The 18410-nt window shown below is 70.7% G+C and carries 13 protein-coding genes; 11 read left to right on the forward strand and 2 right to left on the reverse strand.

Going from position 1 to position 18410, the window contains the following annotated elements:
* Positions 1 to 41 precede the first annotated feature (41 nt).
* Positions 42 to 2561 (forward strand): DNA topoisomerase I, encoded by a 2520-nt coding sequence (locus AC6I0Y_RS04375; protein WP_497733293.1) that lies wholly within the window; start codon positions 42 to 44, stop codon positions 2559 to 2561.
* Positions 2562 to 3350: 789 nt separating this feature from the next.
* Positions 3351 to 4148, forward strand: coding sequence for a hypothetical protein (locus tag AC6I0Y_RS04380; protein WP_497733295.1), 798 nt, complete (start codon positions 3351 to 3353; stop codon positions 4146 to 4148).
* Positions 4149 to 4536: 388 nt separating this feature from the next.
* On the opposite strand, the gene AC6I0Y_RS04385 is transcribed toward AC6I0Y_RS04380, so the two are convergent.
* A complete protein-coding gene (locus AC6I0Y_RS04385; protein ID WP_497733297.1) occupies positions 4537 to 5217 on the reverse strand; it encodes a FumA C-terminus/TtdB family hydratase beta subunit in 681 nt (226 codons plus the stop codon).
* Positions 5214 to 6131, reverse strand: a complete 918-nt coding sequence (locus AC6I0Y_RS04390; protein WP_497733299.1) for a fumarate hydratase — start codon at positions 6129 to 6131, stop codon at positions 5214 to 5216. The genes AC6I0Y_RS04385 and AC6I0Y_RS04390 overlap by 4 nt, the downstream gene beginning before the upstream one ends.
* A 261-nt stretch (positions 6132 to 6392) precedes the next feature.
* Between AC6I0Y_RS04390 and AC6I0Y_RS04395 the strand changes: the two genes are divergently transcribed.
* The 9 genes from AC6I0Y_RS04395 to AC6I0Y_RS04435 all read left to right on the forward strand — a co-directional run bounded on the left by AC6I0Y_RS04395 (position 6393) and on the right by AC6I0Y_RS04435 (position 16668).
* Positions 6393 to 7553, forward strand: a complete 1161-nt coding sequence (locus tag AC6I0Y_RS04395; RefSeq protein ID WP_497733301.1) for an NAD(P)-dependent malic enzyme — start codon at positions 6393 to 6395, stop codon at positions 7551 to 7553.
* 9 nt (positions 7554 to 7562) lie between these two features.
* Positions 7563 to 8336: a dTMP kinase gene (gene tmk / locus AC6I0Y_RS04400; protein ID WP_497733303.1), complete on the forward strand. Its 774-nt coding sequence runs from the start codon at positions 7563 to 7565 to the stop codon at positions 8334 to 8336.
* Positions 8329 to 9486, forward strand: coding sequence for a DNA polymerase III subunit (locus AC6I0Y_RS04405; RefSeq protein ID WP_160707628.1), 1158 nt, complete (start codon positions 8329 to 8331; stop codon positions 9484 to 9486). The genes tmk and AC6I0Y_RS04405 overlap by 8 nt, the downstream gene beginning before the upstream one ends.
* Entirely contained in the window at positions 9464 to 10969 is a 1506-nt protein-coding gene (locus AC6I0Y_RS04410; protein WP_497733305.1) for a PSP1 domain-containing protein, read from the forward strand. Before AC6I0Y_RS04405 ends, AC6I0Y_RS04410 begins: the two co-directional genes overlap by 23 nt.
* Positions 10966 to 12420, forward strand: coding sequence for a nicotinate phosphoribosyltransferase (locus AC6I0Y_RS04415; protein WP_160709923.1), 1455 nt, complete (start codon positions 10966 to 10968; stop codon positions 12418 to 12420). Before AC6I0Y_RS04410 ends, AC6I0Y_RS04415 begins: the two co-directional genes overlap by 4 nt.
* Positions 12421 to 12477: 57 nt before the next feature.
* The gene (locus AC6I0Y_RS04420) at positions 12478 to 13383 is read left to right on the forward strand and encodes a DegV family protein (protein WP_497733308.1); all 906 of its coding nucleotides are present in this window, start codon (positions 12478 to 12480) and stop codon (positions 13381 to 13383) included.
* 66 nt (positions 13384 to 13449) lie between these two features.
* Entirely contained in the window at positions 13450 to 14376 is a 927-nt protein-coding gene (locus AC6I0Y_RS04425; protein ID WP_497733310.1) for a DegV family protein, read from the forward strand.
* A 2-nt stretch (positions 14377 to 14378) separates the two neighbouring features.
* Entirely contained in the window at positions 14379 to 15335 is a 957-nt protein-coding gene (locus tag AC6I0Y_RS04430; protein WP_497733312.1) for an NAD(P)-binding domain-containing protein, read from the forward strand.
* Between the two features lie 373 nt (positions 15336 to 15708).
* The gene (locus tag AC6I0Y_RS04435) at positions 15709 to 16668 is read left to right on the forward strand and encodes a radical SAM protein (RefSeq protein ID WP_497733314.1); all 960 of its coding nucleotides are present in this window, start codon (positions 15709 to 15711) and stop codon (positions 16666 to 16668) included.
* Positions 16669 to 18410: the final 1742 nt, after the last annotated feature.

Raw genomic sequence — 18410 nt, forward strand, 5'->3', positions numbered from 1 at the left:
GAGGGCCTGCGCCGCGGGCCGCAAGGACAGGAGGCAACCCCGTGAAGCTGGTGGTTACCGAAAAGAACGACGCCGCCCAGAAGATCGCCGATCTCTTGGGGGCGAGCAAGCCCAAGGCCGACAAGGTGTTCTCCACCCCGGTCTACCGATTCGACGTCGACGGCGAGGAGTGGGTGACCATCGGCCTGCGCGGCCACATCCTCGAGCCTGACTTTGCCCCGCAGCTCGTCTACAAGAAGCGCGGCGGCTGGCAGGGCGTCACCGCCGAGGGCGAGGCCATCCCCGCCGACATCCCCGACGCGCTCGCGCGTCCCCCCTTCAAGAAGAAGAAGCCGTTCACCGAGGACGGCGTGGAGCTCAAGTCCTGGAAGATGGAGGCGCTGCCGTACCTGGTCTACGCGCCCATCGAGAAGCTCCCCAAGGAGAAGGACATCATCCGCTCCCTCAAGAACCTGGCCAAGAAGGCCGATTCCATCGTCATCGCCACCGACTTCGACCGCGAGGGCGAGCTCATCGGCGCCGACGCGCTGGCCTGCTGCCGCGAGGTCAACCCCACGGCGCCCGTGTCCCGCGCGCGCTACTCGGCCTTCACCAAGGCCGAGATCCAGGGCGCGTTCTCCAATCTGGTGGCCATGGACGAGGATCTGGCCCAGGCCGGCGCCTCGCGTCAGGACATCGATCTCATCTGGGGCGCGGTACTCACCCGCTACCTCACGCTCGTGAAGTTCGCCGGCTACGGCAACGTGCGCTCCTCGGGTCGCGTGCAGACGCCCACCCTCGCCCTCATCGTGGCGCGCGAGCGTGAGCGCATGGCCTTCGTGCCCGAGGACTACTGGGTGATCCGCGGCGCCTTCGACGCCGACGCGACCGCCGGCCCCACCGCCGGCGACGGCCCGGGCGCCTTCGAGGCCGGCCACGCCACGGCGCGCTTCAAGGACGAGGCCGCCGCCAAGGCCGCCATGGCCGCCGTGTCGGGCGCCACGAGCGCGCGCGTGGCCGCCGTGGAGAAGAAGCGCCGCACGGTGCCCGCCCCCGTCCCGTTCAACACCACGTCGCTGCTGGCCGCCGCCTCATCCGAGGGCCTCTCGCCGGCCCGCACCATGCGCCTGGCCGAGTCCCTCTACATGGATGGCTACATCTCCTATCCGCGCGTGGACAACACGGTCTACCCCTCCTCGCTCGATCTGGCCGAGGTGGTGCGCACCGTGAGCGGCAATCCCGCCTACGCGCCCTACTGCAAGGAGCTCCTGTCCAAGGGCGCGCTCAAGGCCACCCGCGGCAAGAAGGAGACCACCGACCACCCGCCCATCTACCCGACGGCCAAGGCCACGCCCGACGACCTGCCGCCTGCGGAATTCAAGCTCTACAACCTGGTGGCGCGCCGGTTCCTGGCGACGCTGTCGGGCCCGGCGGTGGTGGAGGGCACCAAGGTGTCCCTCGACGTGGCCGGCGAGCCCTTCGTGGCCAAGGGCGACGTGCTGGTGGAGCCGGGCTTCCGCGCCATCTACCCTTATGGCCTCAAGAAGGACGAGACGCTCCCGGCGCTCGGCGAGGGCGCGTCGGTGGCCTTCAACGGCGCCACCTGCGTCAAGAAGCAGACCGAGCCGCCTGCGCGTTACAGCCAGGGACGCCTCATCCAGGAGATGGAGAAGCTGGGCCTGGGCACCAAGTCCACGCGCCACGCCATCATCGAGCGCCTCTACACGGTCAAGTACATCCAGAACGATCCCATCGAGCCGAGTCAGCTGGGCATGGCCGTGGTGGACGCGCTCGACAAGTTCGCGCCGCACATCACGCACCCGGACATGACGGCTGACCTCGAGCAGAAGATGGACGACATCGCCGCGGGCACCACCACGCGTGACGCGGTGGTGGGCACCTCGCGCAACCTGCTGTCCCAGGAGCTCGGCGAGTTGCTGCCGCACTCGGAGGACGTGAAGGAGGCCCTGGCCGACGCCGTGGCCGCCGACGCCTACGTGGGGCCGTGCCCCAAATGCGGCAAGGACCTGCAGATCCGCGCGTCGCAGAAGACTAAGTCGATGTTCATCGGCTGTGCCGGCTGGCCGGAGTGCGACGTGACCTACCCGCTGCCCAAGGGCAAGATCGAGGCGGTGCCCGAGCCGTGCCCCACCTGCGGCATGCCCCAGGTGAAGGTGACGGCCTTCCGCAGCAAGCCGCGTACCGTGTGCATCGACCCTAACTGCTCCACGAACCAGGAGCCCGACGTGGTGGTGGGGCAGTGCCCGACGTGCAAGGCCGCCGGCAAGGAGTCCAAGCTGGTGGCCCGTCGCAACCCGCGTACGCTCAAGCGGTCGGTGACCTGCGAGAACTTCGACGAGTGCGGCACGCGCTACCCGCTGCCGCAGTACGGAGCGCTCACGGCCACCGATGAGGTGTGCGAGGCCTGCGGCGCGCCGATGGTCGTCGTGACCACGGCCCGCGGCCCGTGGAAGCTCTGCCCCAACTTCGACTGCCCGGCCAAGGAGCAGGAGGAGAAGACCGGCGCGCGCAAGGGCAAGGGCGCGAAGGGCGGCAGGCGCAAGGCGCCCGCCAAGAAGTAGGGGCGCCCGCACAGGGAAGCGAGGGGCCGTCCGCGATAGCGCGGGCGGCCCTCTTTTGTGTGGAGGAGCGATTGGCGGGGGGGGGTGCCGGGGCGAGGGCGCGGGGCGTGGGAGCGCCCCCTTTGGGGCTGGGCGTTTTTCTGCGCCTGATCCTGCGAGAAAGTGCGGGTCTGCATGCGGGGAGATCGTTGGCGCTGCGATTTCGCGCCGGCTTCGCTGGCGTAGGCGATGGCGACCTGGGATTATGCGAGTCAGGCTCGCTCCTTGCGGGCGAGCGGGCCGGCTCCTGCCATGCAAAGCCGCACTTTCTCGCAGAAAACGAGGTGTTTTTTCGCCCGATTCCATCGCGTGGTGCCGACGCCTCGCCGAGGGGGCAGCGCGCTCCGCTTGTCGGCGTGGCTCGCTAGTTCTCCCGTGGGCCTGGCGCCTCTCGCCCGCTTTTTTTCGGCTGCGGTCGCCGCGCGGGCTGTGCTCCGGTTGACGGCGGCGCGTCAGCCTCGGCGTCATGTGGGCGTTTTGCGTCTTTCCGCGCAAACGTAAATGGCCGTTTACAGGGGGATTCCCACATCCTGCTACGGTTCTCCCATGGCCATTTTCGTCTGGGGGATATCGGCGTTGGAGCTCTGGCGCAGCCGTTTTGACGCGCTGACTCCTTCGCGTGCGCTCCCGCAGGCCTCCGCCCGCCCTGGCTCAGCCGCAGCGGCCGTCGCCTCCCTCGTCGCCGGCTCAGTTGCCCGGCCGGTGCATGTCGAAGTTGCCTCCGCGGCCCTTCGGCCCCAGGTTGCCGGTGTGGTCGCGCATGTGCGAGGCCAGCCGCTTCCTCGTGGCGCCTACTATCGGCTTGGGGGCTCGCCGGCCTCTGACGACGCGACGGTCTATGTGGCGGGTCCGGAGGCCCTCTTCGTGCAGCTCGCCGCCGAGCTGCCCTTTCTCGAGCTGGTCGCGCTTGCCGCCGAGCTGTGCGCCGGCTACGTGCTCAGGCCGGGCGATGATCGAGGGTTTTCCTGGAGGCATCCGGTGACGACGCGGAGGTCGCTCGAGCGCTTCGTGGCCCGCTGCGAGGGCGCGCGCGGCGTGCGAGCAGCTCGGCGGGCGCTTCCGCTGGTGGCGGAGGGCGCCCTCTCGCCGCCCGAGGCCAAGACCGCGCTCTTGGCCGCCCTCTCGACCCGTCGCGGGGGATACGGCTGCGGCATGCCCCTGATCAACTGCAGCCCTGACGGGCAGAGTCGCGTGTCGGAGCTGGTCGAGGCGGCCGACTCCGGGCGGGGCGTCGGCTCGTATGTGTGCGACCTCCTCTGGCCCGAGCGCGGCGTCGCCCTCGAGTACCAGGGCCGCGAGGCCCATGGCACGGAGCGGCTCGTGCGCGATGCGGTGCGCCAGGTGCGCTTGGGAGCGGCCGGCATCGACGTGGTGCCCCTCACCCACGAGCAGCTCAACGACGCGCTTCTGTTCCACGAGGTCATGATGGCGCTGATGCGGAAGTCGGGAACCCCTTGGCGCTGCACCGTGCCCGACTTCGCCGAGCGGCGGCGCGTCTTGAGGCGGGCGCTGCGCTGCCTGTCGACGGGCGCGTACCACCTCCGTTGAGGCGGGAGGAGCGAGGCTGGGGCGTGCGGGGTCGCGGCGTTGTCGTGGATGGCCGCGCCTCCGGGCGCCCGATGCTGCGATTTCCTGCGAGAAAAGCCGGGGTTTGCATGGGGCGAGGAGGCGGGAGAGGCCGCGTTCGGCTCCCGACGCCGCGTCTCTCAAGGCGTCACCTGGGGAAACAGGTGGGGTGATGCCTGCGGTTTCCTCTTGGAGGCGGCCGCAGGCATGCAAACTTGCGCTTTCTCGCAGGAAATCGCGGAAAATCCTGCCCGGCTGCGCGCAGCCGCCCGGGCGGAGCCCGACGGCCGCAGCCGGGCAGGCGCCCCCCCCACGACCGCAGCCGGGCAGACGCCCCCCCGGCGACCCTGTGCGTCTGCGGTGCGGCAGGCTAGGGGCGGACGCCGGCCTCCACCTGGCGGTAGAGGTCGGCGCCGGTGACGTCGATGGCCACGAAGACGGGGAAGTCGGCCAGCTCGAGGCGGCGCAGCGCCTCGGTGCCCAGATCCTCCCAGGCTACAAGCTCGCTTTCGGTCACATGTGTGGCGAGCAGCGCCGCGATGCCGCCGACGGCGCACAAGTAGACGCCGCCCGTGGCTCGGCAGGCCTCGGCGACGGCGGCTGAGCGCTTGCCCTTGCCGATGGTGGCGACGATGCCGGCCTCCATGAGCTGGGGCGTGGCGAAGTCCATGCGGCTGGCGGTGGTGGGGCCCACCGATCCGAGGGGCCGGCCGGCGGCTGCGGGCGTGGGGCCGGCGTAGAAGAGCGTGGCGCCGTCAAGGCCGAAGGGCAGCGCTCCGTCCGCGTCGAGCGCGGCGAGCGCGCGCTCGTGCCCGGCGTCGCGCATCGTGTAGGCCGGGCCGCTGAGCAGCACCTCGTCGCCAGCGCGCAAAGCGGCCAGATCCTCTCGGGAGAGCGGCAGCGTGAGCCGTGCCGGCCTACGCCCGGCCTCGGCGCCTGCGTCTCGCGTGGCGTCGGCCGCTGCCGGCGTCTCGATCGCGTGCTCCGCACCAGCTGCGTATCGCATGCCCGCGTCCTGCGCGCCCGTGGCGCCTTGCGTCAGCCCGCTCATCGCGCGCCTCCCTTCTCGGCTGCCGGCGCTCCGGTCTCCCAGCTCACCAGCTCGACGGACTGCGAGCGCATGGCGCAGCAGCCCATGTTCACGGCTACCGGCAGCGCGGCGATGTGACAGGGCGCCGTCTCCAGGTGCACGGCGAGCGCAGTGGTGGCGCCGCCGAGGGCCGCCGGTCCGATGCCGAGGGCGTTTATCGCCTCGAGCAGCTCGGCCTCGAAGGCCGCCGCCCCGTCCGAGGCGGCCGGCGCGCCCACGGGGCGTAGCAGCGCGTGCTTGGCCAGACTCGCCACGCGGTCGAAGGTGGCGCCTACCCCCACGCCGATGATGAGCGGCGGGCAGGCGTTGGCGGCCTTCTCGCGCACGCAGTCGAGCACGGCCTCGCGCACGCCGTCGCGCCCGGCGCCGGGCGCGAGCATCACCACGCGGGAGGCGTTGTCCGAGCCTCCGCCCTTGAGCATGACATGGAGCGTGGCACCGCGCCCGGGGACGAGGCGCAGCTCGGTGAAGGCGGGCGTGTTGTCCCCGGTGTTCACGCGGTCGAGCAGCGCGTCGGCCAGCACGCTCATGCGCAGGGCGCCGTCGCGGTAGGCGCGGGCCACCGCGTCGTCTACCCCGTCGAGCACGTTCCCGGGCACCAAAAGCTCGCGGCCCACTTCCAGGCATGCCCACACGGTGCCGGTGTCCTGGCAGATGGGCACGGCGTCTGCCGCGCCGATGGCGGCGTTCTCCAGGATGCGGTCGAGCACGGCCGCCCCGCGGCTTTCGGGCCCCTCGGCCGCACGGGCCGCCTCCAGGGCGGCGCGCACGTCGGGGCGCAGGGTGACGGCGCAGGCGCGCACCGCCGCGTAGGCGGCTGCGGCCACGGCCTCGCGCGTGAGCCCGCGTGCGAGGCCCTCTTCGTCAGCTGGCATGTCTGCCTCCCTTCCTTGACTGAGAGGACAGTGTAGCGCGCCGGCACGGCCCCGGGGAGACAGGTGCGCGAAACGGCGCGCCTCGTCGCGTCGAAAGCCGCCGCCCCCGGTGCTGCGCCGGCGCGAAGGCGGCAGGGGGGGGGCTCTTGGCGCCTGTGGTGCGGAAACGGTGCAGCTTGCGTGCCGGAGGTGGGAGCGCGAGGGGCTTGGGGTACAATGAGCAGGTTGTAGACGCATCGTACGAGAGGGAGAGCACGCGCCATGGACATCGCCGAGGAGTCACTGCAGCAGCATCGGGCCTGGGGTGGCAAGATCGAGACCACGCCGAAGATGGCCATCGAGAACCGTCATGACCTGGCCGTGGCCTACACGCCGGGCGTGGCTGAGCCCTGCCGCGCCATTGCCGCGGATCCGGAGCGCGCCTACGACTACACCCTCAAGCGCAACACCGTGGCCGTCGTCACCGACGGCAGCGCCGTCCTCGGCCTGGGCAACATCGGTCCTCTGGCCGCGCTGCCGGTCATGGAGGGCAAGGCGGCGCTGTTCAAGGAGTTCGGCGGCGTGGATGCGTTCCCCGTGTGCCTCGACACCCAAGACGTAGACGAGATCGTCGAGACGTGCGTGCGCATCGCCCCGGTCTTCGGCGGCATCAACCTCGAGGACATCGCCGCGCCGCGCTGCTTCGAGATCGAGGCGCGCCTGAACGACGCGCTCGACATCCCCGTGTTCCATGACGACCAGCACGGCACCGCCATCGTCGTGCTCTCGGGCGTCATCAACGCCCTGCGCCTGGTGGGCAAGGACGCGCGCACCGCAAAGGTGGTGGTGAACGGCGCGGGCTCGGCGGGCATCGCCATCGCCAAGCTCTTGCTCTCCTACGGGTTCGCCGACGTCACCATGTGCGATGTGCGCGGCATCCTGAGCTCGGCCTACGAGGGCATGAACGACGCCCAGCGCGCCATGCTGGCCCGCACCAACCTCGCTGACGCGCAGGGAACCCTCGCTGATGCGATGGTCGGCGCCGATGTGGTCATCGGCGTGTCGGCCCCCGGTGTCATCAGCGGCGCCATGGTGGCCTCCATGGCCGACGACGCCATCGTCTTCGCCATGGCCAATCCCACGCCGGAGATCTTCCCCGATGAGGCGAAGGCCGCCGGCGCGCGCGTGGTGGGCACGGGGCGCTCGGACTTCCCGAACCAGGTCAACAACGTCATAGCCTTCCCCGGCATCTTCCGCGGCGCCTTGGAGGCCCGCGCCGAGCGCGTCACCGAGGAGATGAAGCTTGCTGCCGCCGAGGCGCTCGCCTCCCTCGTCTCCGACGAGGAGCTCTCCGAGGACTTCATCATGCCCGATCCCTTCGACCCCCGCGTGGCCGACGCCGTGGCTGGCGCCGTGCGCGAGCGCGCCCTGGGCGCGCGGTAGGGGCCGGCGATGGGCAGGGGAGAGGCGGGCGTCCCGCGCGGCGTGCTCGTCACCTTCGAGGGCGGCGACGGGGCGGGCAAATCCACCCACATCCGCTTTCTGGCCCGGGCGCTCGCCGACGCCGGGCGCGAAGTGGTGTGCCTGCGCGAGCCCGGCGGCACGGCGGTGGGGGAGGCCCTGCGCGCCATCGTGCTCGACCCGGCCAACGAGGGCCTGGCTGACGAGGCCGAGCTGCTCATCTACGAGGCGGCGCGCGCCCAGCTCTCGGCCAAGGTGATCCGCCCGGCCCTCGAGCGCGGTGCCGTGGTGCTGTGCGATCGCTTCTCCGACTCCACCCTGGCCTATCAGGTGGCCGGACGGGGCCTGCCCGCCGACTTCGTGGAGGCTGCCAACGCCTTCGCCACGGGCGACGTCACACCTGATCGCACCCTCGTGCTCACCGCCGGGGACGCCCGCGCCTCGCTCGGGCGCGCCACTCGCGGCACGGCGGGCGACCGCCTTGAGCGTGCGGGCGCGGCCTTCCACGCCCGCGTGAACGACGCCTTCCTCGACCTGGCCCGACGTGATCCGGCCCGCGTGCGCGTGGTGGATTCCTCGGGCGCCCGCTCGGCCACGGCGGCCCAGGTGTTCGGCGAGCTGGCCGATTTGTTCCCCTGGATGGCCGACGCCGCGACGTGCGACGAGGCCTACTTCTCCGTGCTCGATGACAAGCGCGCCCTCCAGGCGTGGCTCGATCGGCCCGCGGGGTCTGGCGCGTGCGCCGAGGGGAGCGCCCGTGCCTGACGCATTCGAGAACATCCTCGGGCAGCCCCAGGTGCGCGACTTTTTGCGCACGAGCGTGAGCACCGAGCGTCTGACCCATGCCTACCTGTTCGCCGGCCCGGCCGGATCGAACAAGACGCTCGCCGCCTATGCCCTCGCCCAGGCCGTCATGTGCCCCAAGGGCCCCCAGGGGCCGCGCGGCGGGCGCTGCGGGGCATGCACCGCGTGCGATCGCGTCATGCGCCGCAAGCACCCTGACGTGCGCTACTACGCGCCGGAGGGCGCCGCGGGCTACCTGGTCGAGCAGATCCGCGACATCGTCGCCGACACCTCGCTCGCGCCCATCCAGGCCAAGACCAAGGTCTACATCATCGACCGGGCCGACCTTCTGGGCACCTCTGCCGCCAACGCCTTCCTCAAGACCCTTGAGGAGCCGCCGGCTGATGTGGTCATCATCCTGCTCGGGCGCACCCGCGAGTCGGTGCTGCCCACCATCGTGTCACGTTGCCAGGTGGTGCCCTTCCGCCACATCCCCGCCGGCGAGGCCGCGGGCATCGTGCGGCAGAACACCGGCGCCTCCCTCGAGACGGCCCGCGTGGCCATCGAGGCCTGCGGCGGCTCCATCACGCGGGCCTGCGAGTTTCTGCGCGCGCCGGGCAACGAGCGGCTGCACTTCCGCTCCCAGGTCCTCGACGTGCTGGCCTCGCTGCGCCGCGCCGACGACTGGGATGTCATCGGGTACGCCGCCGACCTGGTGACGGCCTCCAAGCTGCCCCTTGACGTGGTGCGCGAGTCGCAGGAGGCGGAGCTGGCCGAGAACGCGGACTTCCTGGCCAAGTCGGCCATTCGCCAGATCGAGGCGCGCAACAAGCGCCAGATCACGGCCAAGTCGACCGAGTGCCTGCGCCAGCTGACGGCCATCACGGCCTCGTGGCTGCGCGATGTCATGGCCCAGGCGGCTGGCGCGCCGGAGCTTGTCATCAACGCCGACGCGCGCGCCTCGATCGAGGATGCGGCCTGCGTCGCCGACGAGGCGGCGCTTGCCCGGGCGCTCGCGGCGGTGGATCGCTGCGAGGAGGCCCTTGCGTATAATGTGTCCCCGGAGACGTGCATCGACGTGCTCCTGTTCGAGATAAGAGAGGTCCTCAATGGTTCGGGTAGCACCCATTAACATAGCCTACAATCCGCGTACCCTCTGGTTTGACCCCCGTGACCTGGAGATACGCAAGGGCGACCCGGTGGTGGTGACCACGGCGCGCGGCATCGAGTTCGGCCGCGCCGCCAGTGACGTCATCGAGGTGGACGAGCGCGAGGTGAAGGCGCTCAAGACCCCGCTCAAGCCGGTGAAGCGCCTGGCCACGCCCGAGGACGTGGAGCGCGCCGCGGAGCTCGAGCAGCGCAGCCTCGAGGCGCTGCCGCAGTTCAAGGCCATGGCCGCCGAGGCCCATGCTGACATGCACCCCGTCTCCGTCGAGTTCCTCTTCGACGGAGATAAGGCGGTGTTCTACTTCGAGGCCGAGGAGCGCGTGGACTTCCGCGATCTCGTTCGCAGGCTCGCGTCCCACTTCCACGTGCGCATCGACATGCGCCAGATCGGCGTGCGCGACGAGGCGCGCATCGTGGGCGGGCTGGGCCACTGCGGCCAGGAGCTGTGCTGCAAGCGCATGGGCGGGGAGTTCTGCCCCGTGTCCATCCGCATGGCCAAGGAGCAGGACCTCTCGCTCAACCCCCAGAAGATATCGGGCCTCTGCGGGCGCCTCATGTGCTGCTTGCGCTACGAGTACGACGCCTACAAGGACTTCAAGTCGCGCGCGCCCAAGATGAACGCCACGGTGCAGACTCCCGAGGGGCCGGCCAAGGTGTGCGAGCTCGACGTGCCGCGCGAGACGGTGTCGCTGAGGCTCGAGGGCGAGAAGCCGGTGAGGGTGCCGCTTGCCGCCTTCGAGGCGCCCAAGGAGGGCGCCCGCCCCAATGTGGTGACCGAGGAGGGCTGGGAGGAGGCCAAGGGCGTCGTCGAGGCGGCCACGGGCGACGCGGTGGCGTTCCTCACCTCGCAGCTCACCGGGTCGGACAAGCTGGCGGAGGCCGGCAAGGTGCGTCGCACCCCCGGCGGGAAGCGGAAGGACGATGGGCGGAAGGGCGCGGGGTCGGGCAGCTCGCGCGGACGTGGGCGCGGACGCGGGCGCGGCGACGAGCGTCGCGACGCGCCAGCCGACGAGGCGCGCAAGCCGCGGCGCCGGCGCTCCACCAAGGTGGGGGCCGAGGGCGCGCCGGAGGGCGCAGCCGGCTCGAAGGGCGCTTCGGCGACCGATCCGAAGCGCCGCAGCCGCAACCGCAGCCATGGCGCCGATGCGGGACGCGAGGCCTCGGGTGCCGTCGAGGCACGCGCGCCGCGCGAGCGCGGCTCCAAGCCCAAGGGCTGCGAGCGCGGCCAGGGCGGCAAGCCTAAGGACGGCGCGCGCTCCGAGAAGGCGTCCCGCTCCGAGAAGGGCGGCCAGCGCCCCGGCCAGCGCTCCTCGGGCCTGCGCGGCGAGCGCGCCCCGCGTCCCGAGCGCGACGCCGCCCAGCGCCCGGCTGAGGGCGACCCGTCGCGCCGTCGCCGGCGCCGCAGCCACCACTCCGGCGCCGAGGGAGCGAAGGGGGGCGCGGAGTGAACGTCGACTACGCGCTCTTGACCGACCTCTACCAGATCACCATGGCCCAGGGCTATTGGGATGCGGGAAAGGGCCGCGAGGAGGCCTGCTTCTCCATGTACTTCCGCGACTACCCGTTCAAGGGAGGCTACGCGGTGGCCTGCGGCATGGCCCAGCTGGCCGAGATGGTGGAGGGCTATCGCTTCAGCGACGAGGACGTGGCCTACCTGGCCGGGCTCACGGCGCCCGGCGGCGGCCCGCTCTTTGACGAGGGCTTCCTCGGCTACCTGGCTGACTTCCGCCTGACCTGCGACATCGACGCGGTGCGCGAGGGCACCATCGTGTTTCCCCATGAGCCGCTCGTGCGGGTCACGGGTCCCATCATGGAGTGCCAGCTGCTTGAGACGGCGCTGCTCAACTGCGTGAACTTCCAGACGCTCATCGCCACCAAGGCGGCGCGCGTCTGCCTGGCCGCCGGGGACGCGCCCGTGGCCGAGTTCGGCCTGCGCCGCGCCCAGGGCCTGGGCGGGGTGTGGGCGAGCCGCGCCGCGGTGGTGGGCGGGTGCGCCTCCACCTCTGACGTGCTGGCCGGGCGCCTCTTCGACATTCCCGTGTCGGGCACCCACGCGCACTCCTGGGTGATGTCCTTCGACGACGAGCTGACCGCCTTCCGCGAGTACGCCCGCATCTTCCCGCGCAACTGCGTGCTTCTGGTGGACTCCTACGACGTGGAGCAGGGCGTGCGCAACGCCATCACCGTGGGGCTTGAGATGCGCGAGCGCGGCGAGCGGCTGGCGGGCATTCGCATCGACTCGGGCGACCTGTCATGGCTCGCCAAGATGGCGCGGCGCATGCTCGACGAGGCGGGGCTCGACGACTGCGGCATCGTGCTGTCCAACGATCTGGATGAGCACACCATCAAGTCTATCCTCGACGAGGGGGCGCCCGTCACCTCCTGGGGCGTGGGAACCAAGCTCGCCTGCGCCTTCGACCAGCCTACGCTCGGCGGCGTCTACAAGCTGGCTGCCGTGCGCGAGCCGGGCCAGGAGGCGTGGACGAACCGCCTCAAGATATCCGAGTCGGCCGCCAAGCTCACCACGCCGGGCGTGCTCGACGTGCGCCGCTACTACCACGACGACGGCCGCATCGCCGGCGACATGGTGTTCGACGTGACGCGGCCCGTCGACGGGCGCGAGGTGATCGTGGACCCGGTGGACGACTTGCGCCAGAAGCGGCTGGCCGGCAAGCGCTACGAGACGCTGCTCACGCCGCTCGCTCGCGGCGGCAGGGCCGTGCTCGCGCCCGAGGACCGCTCGGCCATGGCGGCGCGCGAGCGTGCGCGGGAAGGGCTGGCCACCCTCGATGAGACCCAGAAGCGCATGCTCAACCCGCACACGTACCCCGTGGGCCTCGAATACGGATTGTTTGAGCGCCGTCGCGAGCTCGTGGCGTCGCTGCGCGGCATCATGTAGCATAATCGGCGAAACCGGAAACGCGCCCGGGCGGGCGCAGCGCCCGAAAGGACGGTCATGATCAGGATCATCACAGACTCGGTTTCCTCCATCCCGGCGGACGTGGCCGCGGGACGTGGCGTGGAGGTGGTTACCCTCTACGTCAACCGCGCGGGCACCGAGTACGCGGACGCCACCATGGACCTTGACGCGTTCTACGCCGACATCCACGCCATGGTCGACGACATCCCCACGTCGAGCCAGCCCTCCCAGGCGGTGCTCGAGGAGCTCTTCGAAGAGGCGGCGCTTGCCGGCGACGAGGTGCTCGGCGTGTTCATCTCCACGGGGCTGTCGGGTACCTTCGAGGGCGCCGTGCGCGCTGCCCGGGCGGTGAAGGCCCGCAACCTGGACTTCCGCTGCATCCTCATCGACTCGACCTCCTGCGGCTACGACGAGGCGTGGCCCGTCTTCGACGCCGCGGACGCCCGCGATGCCGGGGATGACCTGGCTGCCTGCGCGGCGGCGGTGCATCGCGGCATCGAGTCCACGCGTTTTCTGTTCACGCCCGAGTCGCTCACCTTCCTCAAGGCGGGCGGGCGCATCGGCGGGGCGGCGGCGCTGCTCGGCAACCTCATCCAGATCGTGCCCGTGCTCACCGTCACCGACGGCACGACCGCCACGCTCGCCAAGGTGCGCACCCGCAAGAAGGCGCTCGCCCGTATCGTCGACACGCTGCGCGAGGACATCGAGGCCCATGGGCTCAAGCGCATCGTCGTGCACTACATCGGTGACAAGGCCCCGGCGGTCCAGTGGGCGCGCGAGGTCATCGAGCCTCTGGTCGGGCGCGCGGTGGACGTGCTGCCCGTGAGCCCGGTCATCGGCGTGCACGTGGGCCCGGCCGTCGGCATCGTCTACGAGTGCATGAACGAGATCGTGGGCAAGATCACTGGCGGCGCCGCAGCCGAGCGCGAGCTGGTCTTATAGCCCCGCCGGGCGTGCCCCCGGCCGCCTTCTGCGATACGTTCTGAGAAGAAAGAGGAGAGCTCCCCTATGCCCCAGTGCAACCTGATCATCGACTCGTGCTGCGACCTGCCCTTCGAGCTGGTCGATCGCGAGGGCGTCTACCTGCTCGGATTCCCCTACATCATGGATGGGGAGACCTTCGAGGACGACCTGTTCCGCTCGCGCACCGTCGAGGAGTTCTACGCGGCCATGCGCGAGGGCGCCGAGCCCTCTACCTCCCAGGTGTCCATTCCGGCGCTCACCGCGGCGTTCGAGGCCGCGGCGGCCTCGGGCGTCCCCACGGTGTACCTCTGCTTCTCGAGCGGGCTGTCCGGCAGCTACGACGCGGCGGTGCTCGTGCGCGACCAGGTGGCCGCCGCCCATCCCGAGGCTGAGCTCTACGTGGTCGACACCCACCTGGCCTCCGTCGCCGAGGGGCTTCTCGTCTACGAGGCGCTCCAGCAGCGCGAGAAGGGCCTCACCGCCGAGGAGATGGTGCGCTGGGCCGAGGAGGCGCGTTACTTCGTGAACGAGGAGTTCATGGTGGATGACCTGGACGCGCTGCGGCGCGGCGGGCGCATCCCCGCCTCGGTGGCCGTGGCAGGCGCCGCGCTCGACGTGAAGCCGCTGCTCGTCATCAGCGCTGATGGGACGCTTTCGCTGTCGGGCGTGGCACGTGGCCGCAAGAAGGGCATCCGCGCGCTCGTCGACTTCTACGCGAAGCACGTCGCGCCGGCGGGGTCGGCCCAGTGCGTGGTCATCGGGCATGCGGACGCGCCCAAGGACGCGACGCGCCTGAAGGACCTGCTCATGAAGGAGAACGACTCCGCCCTCGTGCTGGAGTGCAACATCGGGCCGGTCATCGGCAGCCATGTGGGGCCGGGAATGGTGGCCGTGGTGTTCTGGGGCGGCGATAAGCGCGAGGAGCTTTCCGTGGCCGACCGCATCGCCCGCAAGGTGAAGGGAGGCAACTAGCCATGACGACGGGATACGCCTTTCGCGGCAGCGAGCGCTTGATCGGCGCTGTGGCCGATCGCCTGGCCGAGGCCGGCTATGCGCCGGTGGAGGACGTGGCGGCGGCCGAGGTCGTGCTCACGTTCAGCACGACCCAGCGCGAGCTGGAGGACCTCTACTTCGGCGACGGCGGCTTCGTGCAGTCGCTCGCGCCGGGTACGCTGCTCGTGGATCTGAGCGCCACCACGCCGGGCTTCGCCCGGGAGCTCAACGCCGTGGCCACGGTGAGCGATCTGGTGATGGTGGAGGCGCCGCTCGTGGTGGACGACCTCGCGCGCGCCGACTCCTTTGCGCGGGAGAACCTGAGCTGCTTCGCCGCCGGCGAGGGCGATGCGCTGAATCGGGCAGCCCCGCTGCTCGAGGCGCTCTGCGGCACCGTGCACGAGGTGGGCACTCCCGGCGCCGCCCAGCTTGCGCGCGCGGCGTTCACCATGCAGGTGGCTGCCCAGGTGGTGGCCGCGGTGGAGGCTGACGCGCTCTACCGTGCGGTGCGCCGCTCGCCGGCTGGGTCAGGCCTGGGCGATATGCGTCCTGGCGCGCTCTCCGCCGCGGGCGCCGCTGTGATCGAGGCTGTGGACGCGGGCCGCTTCGAGGGCGCCTACACGGTGGAGATGCTCATGGCCGAGCTCTCCGCCGCGCTCATGGCCGCTGATGACGCCGAGCTCATCCTGCCCCAGGCCGAGGCCGCCATCCACCTGCTCGAGCTGCTGGCCGTCATCGGCGGCGCCGACAAGGCGCCCGCGACGCTCGCGCTCGTCTACGGCGAGGAGTCCGCCTGCGCCGAGCACGGGCTGGATTGGACGCGCGCCGAGCAGGCCTACGGCCAGGCAGCGGGCGAGGATGACGGCTGGGATGCCATCGCCGCCGACGATGAGTGGCCCGAGAACTGGGAGGACGGCTTCGACTACACGTCGAACTAGGCCGGGGGAGCCTTCGGCCATGGTGGCGGCATGGGGGCCGCCTGCGCTGGCGTGCCGCGGGGCGCGGGGATCGTGCGCCTGGCGCTGGGGGCGCGCGGCGCTTTTACGCGTCGTTTTGGTGGGGGGGGGAGCCTGGCAGTGCGGGCGCGGCCCCGCGTCTTGCGCCGCTGGCGGGACGTGCGCGATGCCGGGTGTCGCAGGTGCCTGCGCGCGGCGCAAGACGCTTGGCATCGAGGGGGCGGGATGCGGGTGCGGCCCGCGTGCCTGTGACGCTGCGGGATGCGGGGCCGACCGTCTGTAGCGTGCTCCGATGCGATCGGGTTGGCGGGGGAGTCGTGCGCGGGCGGGCCGCCCGCGGTTGGTGAGGAGCCTTATGTCAGCTGATTCCGTTCTTCTTCCTACGTCGTGCGAGCTTTGCCCGCGACGCTGCGGCGCGAACCGCGCGGCGGGGGAGCGGGGCGTGTGCGGCGCTGCCGATGAGGTGCTCGTGGCCCGAGCGGCCCTCCACTTCTGGGAGGAGCCGCCGCTCTCGGGCGAGGACGGCTCGGGGACGGTCTTCTTCTCCCACTGCCCGCTCGGCTGCTCCTACTGCCAGAACGGCCCCATCGCGCGGGGCGAGGCCGGTGCGCCGGTGAGCGTCGAACGCCTGGCCGGGCTCTTCCGCGATCTTGAGGCGCAGGGGGCGCTCAACGTGAACCTGGTGACGGCAACCCACTACGCACCGCAGGTTCGCGCGGCCGTGTCGCGCGCGCGGGCGGAGGGCTTGGCGCTGCCCGTCGTCTGGAACACGAGCGGATACGAGACGCCCCAGGCCGTGGCCGCCAACCGCGGCACGGTTGACGTCTACCTGGCTGACCTCAAGTATGCCGATGCTGCCCTCGGCGCGCGTTACTCCCAGGCTCCCGACTATCCCGCAGTCGCCCTCGCGGCCCTCGATGCCATGGTGGAGGCGGTCGGCCCGCTCGCCTTCGACGAGTACCATGGCCAGGAGCGTCTTGTCGGCGGCGTCATCGTGCGCCACCTCCTGCTGCCGGGCTGCCTGGAGGACTCGAAGGCTGTTGTGCGCCTTGTCCACGAGCGCTACGGGGACGCCGTGCGCCTCTCGCTCATGAGCCAGTACACGCCGGTGCTGGCCACTGCCGCCGCATCTGGCGACGACGGCGCCCGTCGCATCCTCGACCGCTGTCCCGAGCTCGGGCGCACCGTCCCGCCCGAGGACTACGAGACCCTCCTCGACTACGCGGATGAGCTGGGCGTCGAAGACTACTACTGGCAAGACGGCCCTGCCGCCGCGGAGAGCTTCATCCCTGCCTTCGACCTCACGGGCCTGTAGCTGACTTTCTCATTTGTTAGCCTAAGGTAATTTTGTGAGGTAGAGGGTTGTCGGGCAGGGGTGTATGGGGGGCTTTTCGCTCGCCGCCCCGAGTCTCGGCCTCGTCCGCGGGGCGCCGTCTTCGATGGGCGCACAGCGGGCGAGGCACCTTGTAGCTCCGTTGTTAGCGCCGCCGAACCGGGAGCTCCTCCGTCGGGGCGTGCTTGCTGTGCGTGAGATTGCTTTTGCGTTCCAATAGGGATCGCCTGCTGCAGGGGGGTGTTTCAGGATCCGCCTCTGTTGAGCGTGCCTGCTGCGCCGGGGTCGCTCCGACCCCCTCCCTCTCCCCAGGCGCGCCTACTGCGCCGGAACCCGCTCCGAGCCCCTTCTCCTCCCTGGGTGTGCTTGCTGTTTTGGAGGGAAGGTCGGCTTGGGGCCCAGTAAGGGCGCGACTGCTTTATGGGGGAGAGGAGGTGTTTCTGACGTCCGGCCTCTATTGGACGCACTTGCTGTGTTGGATCCCGTTTCGAGTGGCTCCTTTCTCATTAGACGCGCCTGCGGTATTGGGGGGTCGGCTTGGGATCCCAGTAAGGGCGCGATTGCTTTGTGGGGGCCTAGGATCCTGTTTCCATTGGGCGTGCCTGCTGCGCCGGGAGCCCCTCCGAGTCTTTCTCCCTGGGCGTGCTTGCTGCGCCGGAACCCGTTCCGAGCCCTTCCTCTCCCCGGGCGCGTCTGCTGCATGGGTCTGCGTCTTGCGTTTGCTGCGCTACGTCCGCAGTCGTGGGATTGCCTATGACGCCGTGCGGTGTTTCGCACGCGCTGTTTGGCCTGGTGTTTGCCTACGTGTTCTCTGAGATCGCGCTCTCCTGCTGCGTTTTCGCTGCTTCTGCTGTTGTCCGAGGCCTCGGGTCTTGTTTCCCGTCCTTGCGTCTGTTCGCGTGCCTGTGCTGCCGGCTCTCGTTTGGCGTCGTTGCGATGTTTCACGTGAAACACTTCGAGGCTTGCGAGAAACGCACGGAGAATGTTTCACGTGAAACATTCGTTTGCCGCAACATGTCTAGCGAAGGGGCGTCTTCTGCCGCGTCTCTCGTTGCGCTCGTGCGATGCCGAGAGCGGAGTGTGCTGCGGGCTTCCCGAGGCCCCTGTCTTGTGCGGGATGCTCCGTGGTGTCCCGGTATGGGCGTGAAGCGGGCCGCATGGGCGAGGGGCGTTGAGGGCGGCGTGGCGGATAGGCGGGCGCGACGCACCAGACGGGCGCGTCGCGCCCAAGGGGTGCCGTTATGCGCGGCACGCAGTGTGCGGTGCCCGGAGGTGTGGCGCGGACGGGTCGCGATGCTCGGCGGGGTCGCTCTGGGGGGCGTCGATCGGGGCGCCGCTCTGCGTGGACAGCGTCGCTTGCTGGGGTCGCTCTGGGGGGGGCAGCGTCGATCGGGGCGCCGCTTTGCGGGGACAGCGTCGCTTAGGGGCGTCGCTTTTGCGGAGGACGGCCTCGCTCGGGGAGCCGCTTTGCGGGGACGGCGTCGCTCGGGGTGTCGTCGTGCGACGAGGTGTCGCCGTGGGCGGCGCAGGGATGGGCCTATCGCGTCGGGTTCGCGTCTCCCGGAGGGTTTCGCGCGATCCGGCGTCCGGAGGGCATCGCGTGCGGAATCGACACCTGGGGGTACGCATGATTCGGCGCCCCTGCCTTCCTGGGGAGGGTACCGCGCGGTTCGGCGTTCGGTGCGAGGGTATTGCGCACGGCCCGGCAGCCGGGCCTATTGCGT

The organism is Adlercreutzia sp. St.1H8, assembly GCF_059728655.1.